Genomic DNA, 15,193 nt, shown 5'->3' with positions numbered 1-15,193 from the left:
ATGAACCTGTTGTGCCTTCACGAACTCGCCAGCGCCTTCGGCGACGGCCTCCACCCCGATCTCCTCCGCCTGTTCGAGGAGCGGGCGCGCCTCGACGCCGATCCGCAGGTGGTGCGCCTCGCCGACCATGGCGTGCCGGAGCAGGCAGGCCCTTCCCCGTCCGGTCGCTCCGGCCTATTTGTCCCCGGCAACTTTCTAAGCGTCGTCGGCCGCGCAGCGGAGGAAAAGCTGCCCGACCGCGACTCCCGCAGCCTGAAAGGAACCCGTTGATGTATATCGCCATGAATCGCTTCAAGGTCGTTCGCGGCTCCGAGGAGGATTTCGAGAACGTCTGGAAGGGACGCGATTCCAGCCTGCACGAGATGAAGGGTTTTCAGCAGTTCCATCTGCTGAAAGGGCCGGTCAACGAGGCCGAAGGCTACACGCTCTACGCCTCGCACACGGTGTGGGACAGCTTCGACGATTTCAGCGCCTGGACCAAGTCCGAACAGTTCCGCGCCTCGCACCGCAATGCCGGCACGACCAAGCCCAGCTATCTCGGCCACCCGACCTTCGAGGGTTTCTCGATCGTCGAAGGCGCGTAAGCGGTCTGAACCCGTCGAGCAGCCACGGCCCCGGCGCCCCTCTACCGCCTTCGGTGGTCCCTTGCCGGGGCGAGCCATCCGTCTCGCCCGCCCCGCGCAACGCCCACCCTACGCGACGTCATCCCGGCGACCGGAGGTCAGCCGGGATCTATTCCTCTCTCCGGTTACACGCCGAAAACGCCCCACGGTCGCAGAAAGAGTCAGCGCCAGCCCGCCAAGGTCAATCGATCCCGGCTGACCTCCGGTCGCCGGGATGACGATCGCGGACAGTGTGCGCTGTATTGAGAAGAGCCCGAGCGATCAGTTCTGGCCCATCCATCCGATGGATCGTTTTCAATCCGTTTTCTGCTAACCCCTTGTTCCTGTTAGCGCCCGAAATTTTTCCATCCCCACCCTGCCAGCATGCCCGACACTGTGCCCGGTTAAAGGGGAGCCGGCGATGGGCTGGAGGGCGAAGGCGGGGAGGCAACAGGCGTTAAAGGCGAGGATCGTCATGCGCCTGTTCTCGATCGCCGACATGGCCGAACAGGCCGCCGGCCGCTCGTTCTGGGTCCGCTGGTGCGTGCTGTGGGCCGCCTGGCAGGCCAATACGCTGCTGAGCGCCTATGTCGAAGGCACGCTCCGGAGCTTCGCCCGCAGACCCTGGACGTCCGTCCCGATGCCGGCCGCCTTCGGCAGCCATCCCTTAGATGCGGAGGAGCTTGCCGATTCGCTCAGGGCATTCGGGCTCTACATGCGGGCGGTAGCGGCGCATCTGTGCCGGCTGTCGTTCCTGCATCGTGGCCAGGCGTCGGACGAGGCCGGGAATGAGGGCGGCGCGATCCATGGCCTGGGCGCGCTCATCGAGAGACTTGCAATCGCCGCCGCCGTGCCGGTCGAGTTCTGCGACACGTCCTGAGGTGCGCCTGTCGTGCCCTTATCGCAGCGTCATCGCAGATAAGATCGGCCTTCCTCACACGGGGAGGACAATCGCGCGCGCCGTCATCAACTCTGCTGCATTTGAGCGTCCCTTAGCCTGGCATTGAGGGTCACGATGATCTTTCGCATGACAGCGGCGAGGGCGAGGATTGGCTTTTTTCCGGCGGCCAGCAGGCGTTTGTAGAAGTCCGCGAACTCGCCGCGTCCGCAGGCGGCCTGCATGGCGGGCATGTAGAGTATGGTTCGCACGGCCGGGCGGCCGCCGCGCATGCGTCGGTAGCCGACCTTCTTTCCGCTTTCGTTGGGATGCGGCGCCAGGCCTGCCAGCGCGGCGGCCTGCCTTCGGTCCATGGTGCCGAGTTCCGGCATCGCGGCGAGAAGGGCGGCGGCGGTGACTTGGCCGATGCCCGCCATGGCGGTGACGACGGCGCTCCTGTGCTTCAGCACCCCGCTGCGCATGAGCGTGCGGATTGCCTGCTCGACGCGCGCGATCTGTCGCTTCAGGACGGCCAGCACGGCTCGGAAGGTCGTGGCCAGTTCGGCTGCCCCGGGCGCCTTCGAGCGGTTCTGCTCGGCCACCTTCATAGCCACGAGGTCGTCGCGGCGGCGAACCAGCGCCTTGAGCCTTTCCTGGCGGGGGTCGGCGGCCTGCCACAGGGCGAGGCTCGCCCAGCGCTCCAGGCCATAGGCGGCCAGCTCGCGCGCATCGATGGCGTCGCTCTTGCCGAGCCGGCCACGCGAACGGATGAAGGCCTTGAGCTTGCGCGTGTCGGCGCGGTGTGCCGGCAGGTCGAGGCGCAGGCACTCGTCGAGCAGGACGGTCTCGTGGCCGCCGGTCGGCTCGCACACGGCGAAATCGGCGCGGCAGGCCCGCAGAAACCGGCGGATGGCGGGACGGCGGTTGTCGATGACCTCGACGGTGCGGCCATCGGAGACGGCGATCGTCTCCTTGGCGACGTCGAAGCCCAGGCAGCGGCGGGGAAGGTGGTGCAGAAGGGCCATGCTGATGCTATCCTCATCCAGGCTGGCTTGAGATTGTTTGCGGGCGTGGCGATCAGCGGCCCGATCAACTCTCCAAGCGATGGCGCGAGACGGCAGGAACCTTGATGACGACGGGTGCAAACCCGATTCCGGGACGGTTGCCTGCCGCCGGAACTGCGGGCTGTCGAAGAGCCCGCAGTTCCACCCGTATTCTAGCCCGATTCAGACAAACAATTCCGGGGCCGCGCAGCGGAACCCGGAACCCAGAGCGCCGGGCAGGCAGGCCGTTCACCGACCGTCGCGCCCATGCCGGAGCGCAGATCGGGTTAATACACCAGCGTTGGCGCGCTGGATTCCGGGTTCCGCTGCGCGGACCCGGAATGACGGCGGTGACATGCCGGGACCGCGCGCTGCCCCTCATCCGCCCTTCGAGCACCTGTGCCGGGGCGAGCCGCTTGTCTCGCCCGTCGTTCGGACCCCCGTGAACGGGGAGAAGGGAAACGCCTCAGCTCGCCGCGAGCAGGCTCGCATTGCCGCCGGCGGCGGTGGTGTCGACGCAGACCGAGCGCTCGTGGGCATAGGCGGCCGGGTGGATCGTTTCGGCGATCAGCGGCACGATCGGGCCGGGCTTCTCCGCCAGGATGCGCCTGATCTCCCGCGCGGTCGCTCCGGCGCGGGAATAGGCCACCGCGTCGACCGTGGTCGCCGCAAGTTCCCCCTGCATCAGCGTTCCGTCCAGCACGTCGAGCGGCAGGCCTTTGCCGGTCAGCGGCTGGAGCGCTGCCGCCGCCTTCGGCGCCACGGCCACCACCAAATTGCCGGCCGCGAGCGCCTGCACCGTCTGCGCCAGGAGCGAATCGGTATCTGGTCCCAGGCACAGCACCTTTCCGCGCGGCACCAGCGTCAGCGTGTTCTGTTCGCCCGTCGGGCCCGGCAGGTCGACCGGACCGAACTCGATCGCGGCAGCCGCCGCGATTGCCTCGCCCGCCTTGCCGCGCAGGTGCCTGCGCAGCACCGCGATGCGGTCCGCCCTGGTCGACCAGTTGTCCATCCGCGCATCGGGGAAGCGACGCGGCAGCGCCACCGCGCCGGCCTGGCCGACATCGCCCGTCGCCACCGCCGAGCTGCGGAAGCGGCGCAGGTAATGCGGTCCGCCGGCCTTCGGGCCGGTGCCCGACAGGCCCTCGCCGCCGAACGGCTGCGAGCCCACCACCGCGCCGATCTGGTTGCGGTTCACATAGACATTGCCGGCATGGATCCGGTCGATGACCCGCTGCACGCGCGCCTCGATGCGGGTGTGCAGCCCGAAGGTCAGGCCGTAGCCCTTGGCGTTGATGTTCGCCACCACGAGGTCGAGTTCCTCCGGCTCGAAGGTCGCGACATGCAGCACCGGCCCGAACACCTCGCGCTCCATTTCGGCGATGCCGTCGACGCGGAAGATGTGCGGTGCGACGAACAACCCTTCGCCCGGCGCCTCCAGCTTGGCGACCAGCCGTCCCTTCGCCTCCATCGCCTTGCAATAGGCCGAAATCTTGTCGCGCGCCTCGGCGTCGATCACCGGGCCGACGTCGGTCGGATAGAGCCACGGATCGCCGACCACCAGCGCCTTCATCGCGCCGGTCAGCATCTCCAGCACCTTGTCCTCGACATCCGACTGGACATAGAGAATGCGCAGCGCCGAGCAGCGCTGGCCGGCACTCTGGAAGGCCGAGGCCAGGATGTCGCGCACCGCCTGTTCGGGCAACGCGGTCGAGTCGACCACCATCGCGTTCAACCCGCCGGTCTCGGCGATCAGCATGGCGTCGGGCGCGGCCGTCTCGGCCAGCTGCCGCTCGATGATCCGGGCGACATCCGTCGACCCGGTGAAGCAGACGCCGGCAATACGCGGGTCCGCCGTCAGGGGCGCGCCGACGGACGGGCCATCGCCCGGCAGGAGCTGCAGTGCGTCTTCCGGCACGCCCGCCTGGTGCAGCAGTTCAACCGCGCGCGCCGCGATCAGCGGCGTCTGTTCCGCAGGCTTGGCGATCACCGCATTGCCGGTGACGAGAGCCGCCGCGACCTGGCCGGTGAAGATCGCCAGCGGAAAGTTCCACGGCGAGATGCAGGCGATCACGCCGCGCGCGGCCGTCCCCACCTCGGCCTTCGCGGCCTCGGCCGCGTAGTAGCGCAGGAAGTCGACCGCCTCGCGCAATTCAGCCACGCCGTCGGCCAGCGTCTTGCCCGCCTCGCGGGCACAGAGCGCCAGGAACTCGGCCTCGTGGGCCTCGTAGAGATTGGCCGCGCGCAGCAGCGCCGCCGACCGTTCCGCCACCGGCGTCGCCGCCCAGGCCGGAAAGACCCCGACCGCCCGGCCGATCGCCGCCTTCACCGCCTCTGCATCCGCCTCGCGCACCGTGCCGACGACGTCGTCCGGCTTCGCGGGGTTGACGATCGGCCGCTCGCGTCCCGCCACGCCCGCCGTCCAGCGGTTCTTGTCGGAAAATTGTCCACGCCCGGCATGGATGGCCGACAATGCAATCGGGTCGTTGAGATCGTGTCCGATGGAGTTCCGGCGGCCAGGAAGGAAGATCTCGGACGGGAAAGGAATGAGTGGATTATGCGCCCTGCCCTGGTTCTCCACGATGTCGAACGGATCACGCGCGATCGTCTCGGCGCTCACCTCCTCGTCGACGATCTGGTGCACGAAGGACGAGTTCGCGCCGTTCTCCAGCAGGCGGCGCACCAGATAGGCGAGCAGGTCCTGGTGCGCGCCGACTGGGGCATAGATGCGGCAGCGCGTGCCTTCGCTCGCGCGCACCGCCTCGTGCAGTGCCTCGCCCATGCCGTGCAGGCGCTGGAACTCGAAGGCGGACCTGTCGGGCGCCATCGACAGGATCGCGGCCACCGTGTGCGCGTTGTGGGTGGCGAACTGCGGATAGATGCGATCGGTCATACCGATCAGCTTCTTGGCGCAGGCGATGTAGGAGACGTCGGTATTGGCCTTGCGGGTGAACACCGGATAGCCGGCGAGCCCCAGCGTCTGCGCCCGCTTGATCTCGGTGTCCCAGTAGGCGCCTTTGACCAGCCGGACCATGATGCGCCGGTCGAGCCGCTTCGACAGCGCGTAGAGCCAGTCGATGACATGCGGTGCGCGACGGCCGTAAGCCTGCACCACGACGCCGAAGCCGTCCCAGTCGGTCAGCTCCGGATCGGCCAGCACGCGTTCTATGACATCGAGCGACAGGTCGAGCCGGTCCGCCTCCTCGGCGTCGATGTTGAGGCCCATGCGGGCGTGCCGGGCGGCGATGCACAGCGACAAAAGTCGCTCGGTCATCACCGGCAGCATTGTCTGGCGCTGCGCCTGCTCGTAGCGCGGATGCAGCGCCGACAGCTTGACCGAGATGCCGGAATTGTAGCGGATGTTGGTGCCGCTCGAGCCGCTGTTGAGCGAGGAGATCGCATCGGCATAGGCGCGAAGATAGCGCAGCGCGTCGGCTTCGGTCCGCGCCGCCTCGCCGAGCATGTCGAACGAATAGAGATAGCCCTTCTTTGTATAGGACTTGCCGCGCCGCACCGCCTCCTCGATGGTGCGGCCGAGCACGAACTGCTCGCCCATCTCGCGCATCGCCGCCGACACGGCGGTGCGGATCACCGGCTCGCCCAGCCGGCGCACCATGCCGCGCAGGGTGCGCTCGATGCCGCCCTCGCCCTCGTCCAGCACCCGGCCGGTCAGCGCCAGCGCCCAGGTCGAGGCATTGACGAAGATCGAGCTCGATTCGCCCGAATGCGCCGACCAGTCGTGCGGCGCGATCTTGTCCTGGATCAGGTCATCCATCGTCTCGGCGTCAGGCACGCGCAGCAGCGCCTCGGCCAGGCACATCAGCGCCACGCCCTCCTTGGTGGAGAGGCCGTATTCCGACAGGAACACCTCCATCAGCTTCGGGTCGGCCGAGGCACGCACGGCCTCCACCAGCTTGACCGCGCGGGCGGAAATCGCCGCGCGCTGCTCCCGGCTCAGTGCCGCCTCCTCCACCAGCGCCGTCAGCGCCGCGTCCTCCTCGACCAGATAGGTTTCGCGCAAGGTGTCGCGGATGGATGCGAGCGTCGGCATCGATGGTCAGGCCCCGGATGGAATGGTCGCGCGAGGATAGCATGGCGCAAAATCGGCGCCGGTCCAAACATCTTGACGTGGCAGGCCGAACGCACCGATCTTGTGACCTATCCCGCTATGAAAGAGCCGCAAGCATGGAAACGACAGACCATCTGGACCGCATCGACCGCAACATCATCTCGGCCCTCTCCGCGGACGGACGCCTGTCGATGGCCGCTCTCGGCGCCAAGGTCGGCTTGTCGAAGACGCCGGTGCAGGCGCGGGTGCGAAAACTGGAGGACAACGGCTACATCCGAGGCTACCAAGCGATCGTCGACCGGGAGAAGATGGGCGAGGGCCATGTCGCCTTCGTGCAGGTCAAGTTGTCGGACACCCGCTCAGACGCGCTCGATGCCTTCAACCGCGCCGTCCGCCTCGTGCCGGAGATCGAGCAGTGCCACATGATCGCGGCCAACTTCGACTACCTGCTCAAGGTGCGCACCCGCGACATCGGCGCTTACCGGCGCGTGCTGGGCGAGCGCATCTCCGCCCTGCCCCATGTGGCGCAGACCTCGACCTATGTCGCGATGGAGACGGTGAAGGACCGATAAGTGTTCAGGCGAAGTGGCTGAAGGCCCAGATGACGCCCGATCCGTGGATGAAGACCACGGCCACGAGGGCTGCGGCGAGCGCCACTCGTCCTCTTCGGTCGAGTGGCACGAGGGCATGGCGGGGCTTCACCGCATTGCCCGAAGTCATCAGGCTGAGCGCGGCGAAGACCCCGCCCGCGATGAGCACGATCATCGACGAGAACCCCGCCAGCCAGCCGACGCCGAGAAACAGCCCGAACAGCGCGAATGAACTCGCAGCAAGCGGCAGGCCCTGCGGACAGATCTGCCGCAGCACCTGGCCGCCGTCGAACTTCCAGACCGGCACGAGGTTGGCGAGGTTGAACAGCGCGATGCAGCCGACGAGCGCGGCCATGAAGTTGCCGCCGTGGACATTGCCGCTCGCCGCCGCGAACACGCCCGCCTGCACCAGCGGCGGCACGAGGAAGGCGGAGAAGCCTGCGCCCATCAGCGCCACGAAAGCGACCTCGAAATGACTGTTATAGGGCCGGCCGCCGATCGCGATGCCGCCCAGCAGGGGAATGAAGATCATCCGCGTGCGCCGGTGGCCGGCGACGCGGAAGGCGGCCATGTGGCCGAGTTCATGCAGCGCCACCACCACGGTGATCATCACCGCGAAGGCCAACCCGCCGACCGTGAAGCCGGTCAGCGACCACAGGATCATCACCGAGGCCGCCGCCATCGCGACCTGCGTCAGCGGATGCTCGAACATGCCGCCGCGGCGATACTCGCCCGTCTCTGCCCAGCGCTTCAGCTTGGCCATCATGCGGCGCAGCGCGAAGGAGCGGAAGACGAGGAACGCAGCGCCCCGATACGAATCGGTCTGGCTGATCGTCAGGCGAACACCCTCGCCTTCCGGTTCGAGCACTACCCGTTGCGAAAACGTCGCCCAGAAGCCGGCGTCGAGCGAACTGTCCTCCACGACGCGCATCGCGAAGGCCTGGCCCGGAGCCACGTTCGAAAGCTGCTCGACGCGGTGGATCGGCTGGCCGTCGCGTCCCTCCCAGTCGGTGACGAGGCGCACCTGGTCGGGCTGCCCCTCGACCGCCTCGGCCGAGGCGATCTCGCCGGACCAGCCGGCCTGATCGCCAAGCGGATAAACCGCGTTCCACACCCGCGTGGGCGGAGCCTTGATGCGCACGCTCCGGCTGACCGTGCGGATGCCGAGCGGCGCCGCGATCAGCAGGAAGATCAGCCCGAGATTGACGACGATCAGCGCCGTGGCCGTCCAGCCTGCCATCGAATGCATCCCTGTTTCGGCGGGACGCTACGGCAAGATGTGGAAGAAACGTTTAAGCGGGAGCGCAGCCCCGGCGGCGATCACGCAGCTTTGAAGCTTGGATCAGAACGCGCCGATCCACATGGCGAGCGAGACCAAAAAGGTGCTGACGGAAACCAGCGCGACGACGTCCTGGATCATGTCGGTCATGGAAGATTCTCCTCAAATCTGTTTATGTTTTTATTTTGTTCCACTTCTGTTCATGCGTCAACGATAAAAAGCCCGCCGGAGCGGGCAGACGTTGCGTCATGGTTAATGTCGGAGGATGAGGCGGCCGATCAGAGCGGGACGATCTTGCCGCCGGAGAGCGTGACGCGGCGGTCCATGCGGGCGGCGAGGTCGTGATTGTGTGTCGCGATCAGCGCCGCCAGCCCCGACTGTCGCACCAGCGCCTCCAGCGCCTCGAAGACATAGACCGCCGTGTCGGGATCGAGATTGCCGGTCGGCTCGTCCGCAAGCAGCAGCGAAGGTGCATTGGCGACCGCGCGCGCGATCGCGACGCGCTGCTGCTCGCCGCCGGAAAGTTCGGATGGCCGATGCTGCGCGCGGGAGCCGACACGCATATAGTCGAGGAGCTGAGCGGCGCGGCGGGCCGCCTCCGTGCGATCCAGGCCGCGCACCATCTGCGGCATCATCACGTTCTCCAGCGCCGTGAACTCGGGCAGGAGATGATGAAACTGGTAGACGAAGCCGACCTCGTTGCGGCGGATCGCGGTGCGCTCGTCATCGCCCAGGGCGCCGCAGGCGCGGCCGTTGAGGACGACGTCTCCCGCATTCGGCCGCTCGAGCAGGCCCGCCAGATGCAGGAGCGTCGACTTGCCAGCGCCGGACGGGGCGACCAGCGCGACCATCTCTCCGCTCGACAGCGAGAAATCGGCGTCGGCCAGAATCGCCAGGTGCTCTTCGCCCTGGTCGTAGTGGCGCTGCACCGCCTTGAGTTCGAGAACCGTGCTCATTCGTAGCGCAACGCCTCGACGGGATCGATGCGGGCGGCGCGCCAGGCGGGGAAGATCGTCGCCAGGAAAGACAGCGCCAGCGCCATCACCACCACCGACACCGTCTCGCTCATGTTGATCTCGGCCGGCAGCTTCGACAGGAAATAAAGTTCCGGGTTGAAGATCGTCGTGCCGGAGACCCAGGAGAAGAACTGCCGGATCGATTCGACGTTCAGGCAGACGATGATCCCGAGGATGACCCCGGCCAGCGTGCCGGTCATGCCGATCGCCGCCCCAGTCATCATGAAGATGCGCATGACGGCGCCGCGCGTCGCGCCCATGGTGCGCAGGATGGCGATGTCGCGGCCCTTGTCCTTCACCAGCATCACGAGACCGGAGATGATGTTCAGCGCGGCGACCAGGACGATCAGCGTCAGGATCATGAACATGACGTTGCGCTCGACCTGCAGGGCCGAGAAGAAGGTCTGGTTCCGGAAGCGCCAGTCGGTGAGGTAGAGCTGGCGCTGCGCCGCCGCCTCGACAGGCTCCCTCAGGTCGTCGACCTTGTCGGGATCGTCGACGAAGATCTCGATCGTCTGCGCCACGCCTTCGGAGTTGAAGAAGAGCTGCGCCTCGGCCAGCGGCATGAAGACGATCAGCGAATCGTATTCCGACATGCCGATCTCGTAGATCGCGGTCACCGGATAGGCCTTCACCCGCGGATTGACGCCGAGCGGCGTCACATCGCCGTCGGGCGACACCAGTGTGATGGAATCGCCGAGGCCGAGGCCGAGATTCTCCGCCATGCGTGTGCCGATCGCGACACCCTCGCTCGCGTCAAAGCCGTTCAGCTCGCCCTGGCGCACATTGCCGGCCACCAGCGGGATGTTCTTCAGGTCGGCTTCGCGGATACCCTTCACCAGTGCACCCGTGCCGTTGGTGCCCTGACGCCCTTGCGCCAACACCTGGCCTTCCACCAGCGGCATCGCAAACTTCACGCCCGGCACGCCGGCGATGCGGGCGGCCACCTCGGCATAGTCGTCGAGCGGCCGGTCGATGGGCTGGAGGATCAGGTGGCCGTTGATGCCGAGGATGCGGGTGAGCAGTTCGGTGCGGAAGCCGTTCATCACCGCCATGACGATGATCAGCGTCGCCACGCCCAGCATGATGCCGATGAAGGAGATCGAGGCGATGACCGAGATCACCGTCTCCTTGCGCTTCGAGCGGAGATAGCGCCAGGCGACCATGCGCTCGAACAGCGAGAACGGGCCGGCGCCCGCGGGCGTGGCCTTGCCGGCGCGCACAGGCTGCGAGGCGGCCGCCGCGTCCGTCATGCGGCCGTCCCGATGAAGGCGAGCAGGTCGTCGAGCTTCGTCGTCTCGCGCGCGCCCGTCGCACGGCGCTTGAGCTCGACCTCGCCGGCGGCCGCGCCGCGCGGCCCGACGATCACTTGGTTCGGGATGCCGATCAGGTCGGCGGTGGCGAACTTGCCGCCTGCGCGCTGGTCGGTGTCGTCGTAGAGCACGTCGACGCCGGCAGCCTGATAGGCGGCGTAGAGCCGCTCGCAGGCCGCGTCGCAGTCGGCATCGCCGGCCTTCATGTTGATGATGACGACCTCGAACGGTGCCACGCTTTCCGGCCAGATGATGCCGGCCTCGTCATGGCTCGCCTCGATGATCGCCGCGATCAGGCGCGTCGGGCCGATGCCGTAGGAGCCCATCGAGACGAAGTGTTCCTTGCCGTCAGGCCCCTGCACCTTGGCGCCCATCGGCTTGGAATACTTCTCGCCGAAATGGAAGATGTGGCCGACCTCGATACCGCGCGCCGAAAGCCTTTCGTCCTCAGGAATCGCATCCCAGGCGGCTTCGTCATGCATCTCGTCGGTGGCGGCGTACGGCGTGGTCCAGTCCTTCACGATCCCGGCGATCTCGGCGTCGTTGCCGAAGTCGACAGTCTCGCCGGGCACGGCGAGATCAAGGAACTCCTTGCGGCAGAACACCTGGCTCTCGCCGGTCTCGGCAAGGATGATGAACTCGTGCGAAAGATCGCCGCCGATCGGACCGGTGTCGGCGCGCATCGGAATCGCCTTCAGGCCCATGCGGGTGAAGGTGCGCAGATAGGCGACGAACATGCGGTTGTAGGCTGCGCGCGCGCCTTCATAGTCAATGTCGAAGGAATAGGCGTCCTTCATCAGGAACTCGCGCCCGCGCATCACGCCGAAGCGCGGGCGCACCTCGTCGCGGAACTTCCACTGGATATGATAAAGATTGAGCGGCAGGTCCTTGTACGACTTGACGTAGGCGCGGAAGATCTCCGTCACCATTTCCTCGTTGGTCGGCCCGTAGAGGAGGTCGCGCTCCTGTCGGTCCTTGATGCGCAGCATCTCCTTGCCGTAGTCGTTGTAGCGGCCGCTTTCCTTCCACAGCTCCGCCGACTGGATCGTCGGCATCAGGATTTCGAGCGCACCGGCGCGGTCCTGTTCCTCGCGGATGATGCGGCACACCTTGTCCAGCACACGCTTGCCGAGCGGCAGCATGGTGAACGAGCCCTGCCCCTGTTGCCGGATCATGCCCGCCCTGAGCATCAGCCGGTGCGAGACGATCTCTGCCTCGCGCGGATTTTCTTTGAGGATCGGCAGGAAGTAGCGCGACAGACGCATCATCTATTCCGTGAGGGAGGACGCCCGGACGGAATCGAACGGCATCCGGGCTGGATTTGCGCGGGCTTCATAGCGATTTCAAGGCGAAATGAAAACCCGCCCGCATCCGGCCTGAACCAGCCCCTGCCTTTTTGATCATTTAGTCAGCAGCACATGCGACTTCATTGTGCAGCGCACCACATCAATGCCGGTTTCACAGCAAAATTCTTCGTGACAAGCATGTGAAATTTGGTCTAGGGTTCCCGCCATAATCAGATGGGCGAAGCAAATTTGCCCCTTCACGCGGTCAAAGTCTTGGGAGGATGCGATCTAGGCGCGATTTTCCGCTGCCGCCGGCCACCGGAAACAGATCGGACGCGTTAATCTGCAAGGCCTTCGGGCCTTGCTTTTTTTTTGGGCAGTCGTGCTGACATATGCCGTGACGGCAACGCGCGAGCCGCATTGAACCGCGACCGGCCCGGCCCTACTCTCGGCATTGAAAAACCACCCGCTCCTCGGCCTCGCATGACCAATCCAAACTCAAGGCACCCGCTGCTCCTCGGCATCGGCGGCGCGCATATCGACCGGCGCGGACAGGTCTCCGGAATCTACGTGCCGGGCGCCTCCAATCCGGGAACGATGCGCGAAGATGTCGGCGGCGTGGTCTTCAACGCGCTGCGCACCGCGCGCCGCCGGGGCGTGGCCTGCGCGCTCATCTCGCTGCGCGGCGGCGACACAGGCGGCGAGCGCGTGGCGCGCGAGATCGCGGAGGCCGGCATCGAAGATCGTTCCGCGGTGTTCCTGGACCGCGTAACGGCGAGCTATACGGCGCTGATCGACCGCGACGGCGAGCTGATCGCGGGCTTCGCCGACATGGGGCTCTACGATCTCTTCCCGCGCCAGCTGCGTCGTTCCGCGTGCCGCGACGCGATCACGGGCGCGGACGCCATTCTGTGCGACGCCAATCTGCCCGCGGCGGCGCTGGAGATGGTCGCCGAGACCGCTGCAAACAAGCCGCTCCACGCGATAGGCATCTCGCCGGCGAAAGTGGTGCGGCTTGCGGGCATGCTCGACAGGGTCGACTGCCTGTTCATGAACCGCAAGGAAGCCAACGCACTGCTCGGGCAGGAGGCGGACGCCGCAGCCGATCCGGTCGTGCCGCTGCGGGCCCAGGGCCTGCGCGGCGCAGTCATCACCGACGGCGCAGGGGCGGTGACGATCTTCGACGCACAGAGCTGCGCAACCATCGCCCCGCCCGCGCCGCGCCATATCGCCGACGTCACCGGCGCGGGAGATGCGCTGGCGGGCGCCACCGTGGCGGCGCTGACGCGTGGTCTGGCGCTCGCGGATGCCGCCCGCGAAGGCCTGGCGGCGGCGATGCTGGCGCTCGAATCGCCGCTGGCGGTGCCCGCTTTCGACACCGCCGCCTTCGCGCAGGCGCTCGCCCTTGTGCCCACGCCCGTCAGGGTGGCATGAGGCGGACAAGGAGACAGCCATGCTGAACGACACCCATATCGACATTCATCCGGAGGTGAGCCACGCCCTGCGACGCGGCGGCGCGGTGGTGGCGCTGGAAAGCACGATCATCACCCATGGCATGCCCTATCCCGCCAACAACGACATGGCGGCCAAGGTGGAGGCGATCGTTGCCGAGGAGGGCGCGGTGCCCGCCACGATTGCCGTCATGGGCGGCCGTCTCAAGATCGGCCTGTCGGACGGCGAGCGGGCCGCTCTCGCCACGACGCCCGGCGCAATGAAACTGTCACGCGCGGACCTGCCTTTCGCCATCTCCGAGGGCCGCACCGGCGGCACCACGGTCGCGGCCACCATGATCGCCGCGCATCTCGCCGGCATCCGCGTCTTCGCCACCGGCGGCATCGGCGGCGTGCACAAGGGAGCGGAGCTGAGCTTCGACGTCTCGGCCGACCTCGACGAACTGGCCCGCACGCCGGTCATCGTCGTCTCGGCCGGCGCCAAGGCAATCCTCGACATCCCGAAGACGCTCGAAGTGCTGGAGACGCGCGGCGTGCCGGTGGTCGGCTATGGTGCGGACGTGATGCCGGCCTTCTGGTCGCGGCATTCCGACTTTCCCGCCCCGCTGCGGCTCGACAGCGCCGAGGCGATCGCCCGCTTCCAGCGCACGCGGGAAGAGCTCGGCTTTCCCGGCGGCATGCTGATCGCCAATCCTGTGCCGGAGATGGACGAGATCCCCGCCGCGCGGATGCGGGGCTATATCGATGCCGCGCAGAACGCCGCAGACGAAAACGGCGTCAGCGGCAAGGCCGTGACGCCGTTCCTGTTGCAGAAGATCCTCGAACTCTCGGACGGCGCGAGCCTGAAGACCAATATCGCGCTGGTCGAGAACAACGCCCGGCTGGCGGCGAAGATCGCTAAGGCTCTCGCCGCCTGAGCTTCACGCCGATCAGGTGATCGGCGCGAGCTGGATCTCGACGCGGCGGTTCTGCGCGCGGCCGGATTCGGTGGAGTTGGACGCGATCGGCTGCGTCTCGCCGAAGCCCAGCACCGAGAAGCGGCGCGGATCGTTGCCCTGCGAGGTCAGGTAGTTCGCGACCGAAAGCGCGCGACGCTCGGACAGGCGGTAGTTGTAATTGTCGTCGCCGGTCGAATCGGTGTGACCGTTCACGTCGACGAGCGTGCGGTTGTATTTCTTCAGCACCAGCGAGACCGCGTTCAGCGTCGGGTAGAAGCCGGCGTTGATCTGGTCCTGATCGGTGGCGAAGGTGATGTTCGACGGCATGATCAGCGACAGGTTGTTGCCGTTGCGCACGACGCCGACGCCCGTGCCCTGCAGCGTCCGGCGCAGCTCGGCCTCCTGCTGGTCCATGTAGCTGCCGATCGCGCCGCCGGTCAGCGCGCCGAGGCCGGCGCCGATCAGCACGGCGTTGCGCTGCGCGCGCGGCGAACCGCCGACTGCGAGGCCCGCGAGCGCGCCGACGCCGGCGCCGAGAAGCGCTCCGCCCGCCGTATTCGAGATCTTTTGCTCGCCCGTATAGGGGTCGGTGGTGCAGGCGCTGGCAAACAGCGCCACGGTGAAGGCCGCGACGATCCTGGTCTTCATGAATTCCCTCTCCTTACTCTTCCGCATCCGGCGGATTCAGTCCCTTGTGGGGCGACTTGTAGCACGGATTGCGGCGGAATA

13 protein-coding genes are annotated in these 15,193 nt (G+C 67.0%); 6 read left to right on the top strand and 7 right to left on the bottom strand.

Annotation, left to right across the window (positions count from 1 at the left end):
• From B9Z03_RS16875 to B9Z03_RS16865, 3 genes are all read left to right on the top strand, one after another.
• Positions 1-270 (top strand): hypothetical protein, encoded by a 270-nt coding sequence (locus tag B9Z03_RS16875; protein WP_085465270.1) that lies wholly within the window; start codon positions 1-3, stop codon positions 268-270.
• Entirely contained in the window at positions 270-584 is a 315-nt protein-coding gene (locus tag B9Z03_RS16870) for an antibiotic biosynthesis monooxygenase family protein (protein WP_085465269.1), read from the top strand. Before B9Z03_RS16875 ends, B9Z03_RS16870 begins: the two co-directional genes overlap by 1 nt.
• 439 nt (positions 585-1,023) lie before the next feature.
• On the top strand, positions 1,024-1,482 hold the full coding sequence (locus B9Z03_RS16865; RefSeq protein ID WP_139832295.1) for a hypothetical protein: 459 nt from the start codon (positions 1,024-1,026) through the stop codon (positions 1,480-1,482).
• An 86-nt stretch (positions 1,483-1,568) separates the two neighbouring features.
• Here B9Z03_RS16865 and B9Z03_RS16860 read toward each other — a convergent pair whose 3' ends face one another.
• Positions 1,569-2,504 (bottom strand): transposase, encoded by a 936-nt coding sequence (locus B9Z03_RS16860; RefSeq protein ID WP_085463671.1) that lies wholly within the window; start codon positions 2,502-2,504, stop codon positions 1,569-1,571.
• Positions 2,505-2,988: 484 nt separating this feature from the next.
• A complete protein-coding gene (gene putA, locus B9Z03_RS16855) occupies positions 2,989-6,573 on the bottom strand; it encodes a bifunctional proline dehydrogenase/L-glutamate gamma-semialdehyde dehydrogenase PutA (RefSeq protein WP_085465267.1) in 3,585 nt (1,194 codons plus the stop codon).
• 134 nt (positions 6,574-6,707) lie between these two features.
• Here putA and B9Z03_RS16850 point away from each other — a divergent pair, with 134 nt between their 5' ends.
• Positions 6,708-7,163 (top strand): Lrp/AsnC family transcriptional regulator, encoded by a 456-nt coding sequence (locus tag B9Z03_RS16850; RefSeq protein WP_085465266.1) that lies wholly within the window; start codon positions 6,708-6,710, stop codon positions 7,161-7,163.
• Between the two features lie 4 nt (positions 7,164-7,167).
• Here B9Z03_RS16850 and B9Z03_RS16845 read toward each other — a convergent pair whose 3' ends face one another.
• The 4 genes from B9Z03_RS16845 to proS form a co-directional block, all read right to left on the bottom strand.
• Entirely contained in the window at positions 7,168-8,421 is a 1,254-nt protein-coding gene (locus B9Z03_RS16845; RefSeq protein WP_085467712.1) for an SRPBCC family protein, read from the bottom strand.
• 317 nt (positions 8,422-8,738) lie between these two features.
• Entirely contained in the window at positions 8,739-9,416 is a 678-nt protein-coding gene (locus B9Z03_RS16840; RefSeq protein WP_085465265.1) for an ABC transporter ATP-binding protein, read from the bottom strand.
• Complete coding sequence (locus tag B9Z03_RS16835) at positions 9,413-10,729, bottom strand: lipoprotein-releasing ABC transporter permease subunit (RefSeq protein ID WP_085465264.1); 1,317 nt, start codon at positions 10,727-10,729, stop codon at positions 9,413-9,415. Before B9Z03_RS16835 ends, B9Z03_RS16840 begins: the two co-directional genes overlap by 4 nt.
• A complete protein-coding gene (gene proS, locus B9Z03_RS16830; RefSeq protein ID WP_085465263.1) occupies positions 10,726-12,054 on the bottom strand; it encodes a proline--tRNA ligase in 1,329 nt (442 codons plus the stop codon). The genes B9Z03_RS16835 and proS overlap by 4 nt, the downstream gene beginning before the upstream one ends.
• Before the next feature lie 504 nt (positions 12,055-12,558).
• Between proS and B9Z03_RS16825 the strand changes: the two genes are divergently transcribed.
• Together B9Z03_RS16825 and B9Z03_RS16820 are read left to right on the top strand one after the other, a co-directional pair.
• The gene (locus B9Z03_RS16825) at positions 12,559-13,509 is read left to right on the top strand and encodes a carbohydrate kinase family protein (RefSeq protein WP_085465262.1); all 951 of its coding nucleotides are present in this window, start codon (positions 12,559-12,561) and stop codon (positions 13,507-13,509) included.
• Positions 13,510-13,528: 19 nt separating this feature from the next.
• A complete protein-coding gene (locus B9Z03_RS16820) occupies positions 13,529-14,443 on the top strand; it encodes a pseudouridine-5'-phosphate glycosidase (RefSeq protein WP_085465261.1) in 915 nt (304 codons plus the stop codon).
• 12 nt (positions 14,444-14,455) lie between these two features.
• On the opposite strand, the gene B9Z03_RS16815 is transcribed toward B9Z03_RS16820, so the two are convergent.
• Complete coding sequence (locus B9Z03_RS16815; protein WP_085465260.1) at positions 14,456-15,112, bottom strand: YiaD family glycine zipper/OmpA-like lipoprotein; 657 nt, start codon at positions 15,110-15,112, stop codon at positions 14,456-14,458.
• Positions 15,113-15,193: the final 81 nt, after the last annotated feature.

Source organism: Mesorhizobium australicum (assembly GCF_900177325.1).
Lineage (GTDB): Bacteria > Pseudomonadota > Alphaproteobacteria > Rhizobiales > Rhizobiaceae > Mesorhizobium_A > Mesorhizobium_A australicum_A.
The sequence above is the reverse complement of the archived record's forward strand: the minus strand, read 5'-3'. Positions and strand labels throughout refer to the sequence as shown.

Excerpts from the sequence above, each read along its gene's own strand:
- B9Z03_RS16875 (WP_085465270.1), top strand. The coding sequence starts at position 1 with ATGAACCTGTTGTGCCTTCACGAACTCGCCAGCGCCTTCGGCGACGGC.
- B9Z03_RS16870 (WP_085465269.1), top strand. The coding sequence starts at position 270 with ATGTATATCGCCATGAATCGCTTCAAGGTCGTTCGCGGCTCCGAGGAG.
- B9Z03_RS16865 (WP_139832295.1), top strand. The coding sequence starts at position 1,024 with ATGGGCTGGAGGGCGAAGGCGGGGAGGCAACAGGCGTTAAAGGCGAGG.
- B9Z03_RS16860 (WP_085463671.1), bottom strand. The coding sequence starts at position 2,504 with ATGGCCCTTCTGCACCACCTTCCCCGCCGCTGCCTGGGCTTCGACGTC.
- putA (WP_085465267.1), bottom strand. The coding sequence starts at position 6,573 with ATGCCGACGCTCGCATCCATCCGCGACACCTTGCGCGAAACCTATCTG.
- B9Z03_RS16850 (WP_085465266.1), top strand. The coding sequence starts at position 6,708 with ATGGAAACGACAGACCATCTGGACCGCATCGACCGCAACATCATCTCG.
- B9Z03_RS16845 (WP_085467712.1), bottom strand. The coding sequence starts at position 8,421 with ATGGCAGGCTGGACGGCCACGGCGCTGATCGTCGTCAATCTCGGGCTG.
- B9Z03_RS16840 (WP_085465265.1), bottom strand. The coding sequence starts at position 9,416 with ATGAGCACGGTTCTCGAACTCAAGGCGGTGCAGCGCCACTACGACCAG.
- B9Z03_RS16835 (WP_085465264.1), bottom strand. The coding sequence starts at position 10,729 with ATGACGGACGCGGCGGCCGCCTCGCAGCCTGTGCGCGCCGGCAAGGCC.
- proS (WP_085465263.1), bottom strand. The coding sequence starts at position 12,054 with ATGCGTCTGTCGCGCTACTTCCTGCCGATCCTCAAAGAAAATCCGCGC.
- B9Z03_RS16825 (WP_085465262.1), top strand. The coding sequence starts at position 12,559 with ATGACCAATCCAAACTCAAGGCACCCGCTGCTCCTCGGCATCGGCGGC.
- B9Z03_RS16820 (WP_085465261.1), top strand. The coding sequence starts at position 13,529 with ATGCTGAACGACACCCATATCGACATTCATCCGGAGGTGAGCCACGCC.
- B9Z03_RS16815 (WP_085465260.1), bottom strand. The coding sequence starts at position 15,112 with ATGAAGACCAGGATCGTCGCGGCCTTCACCGTGGCGCTGTTTGCCAGC.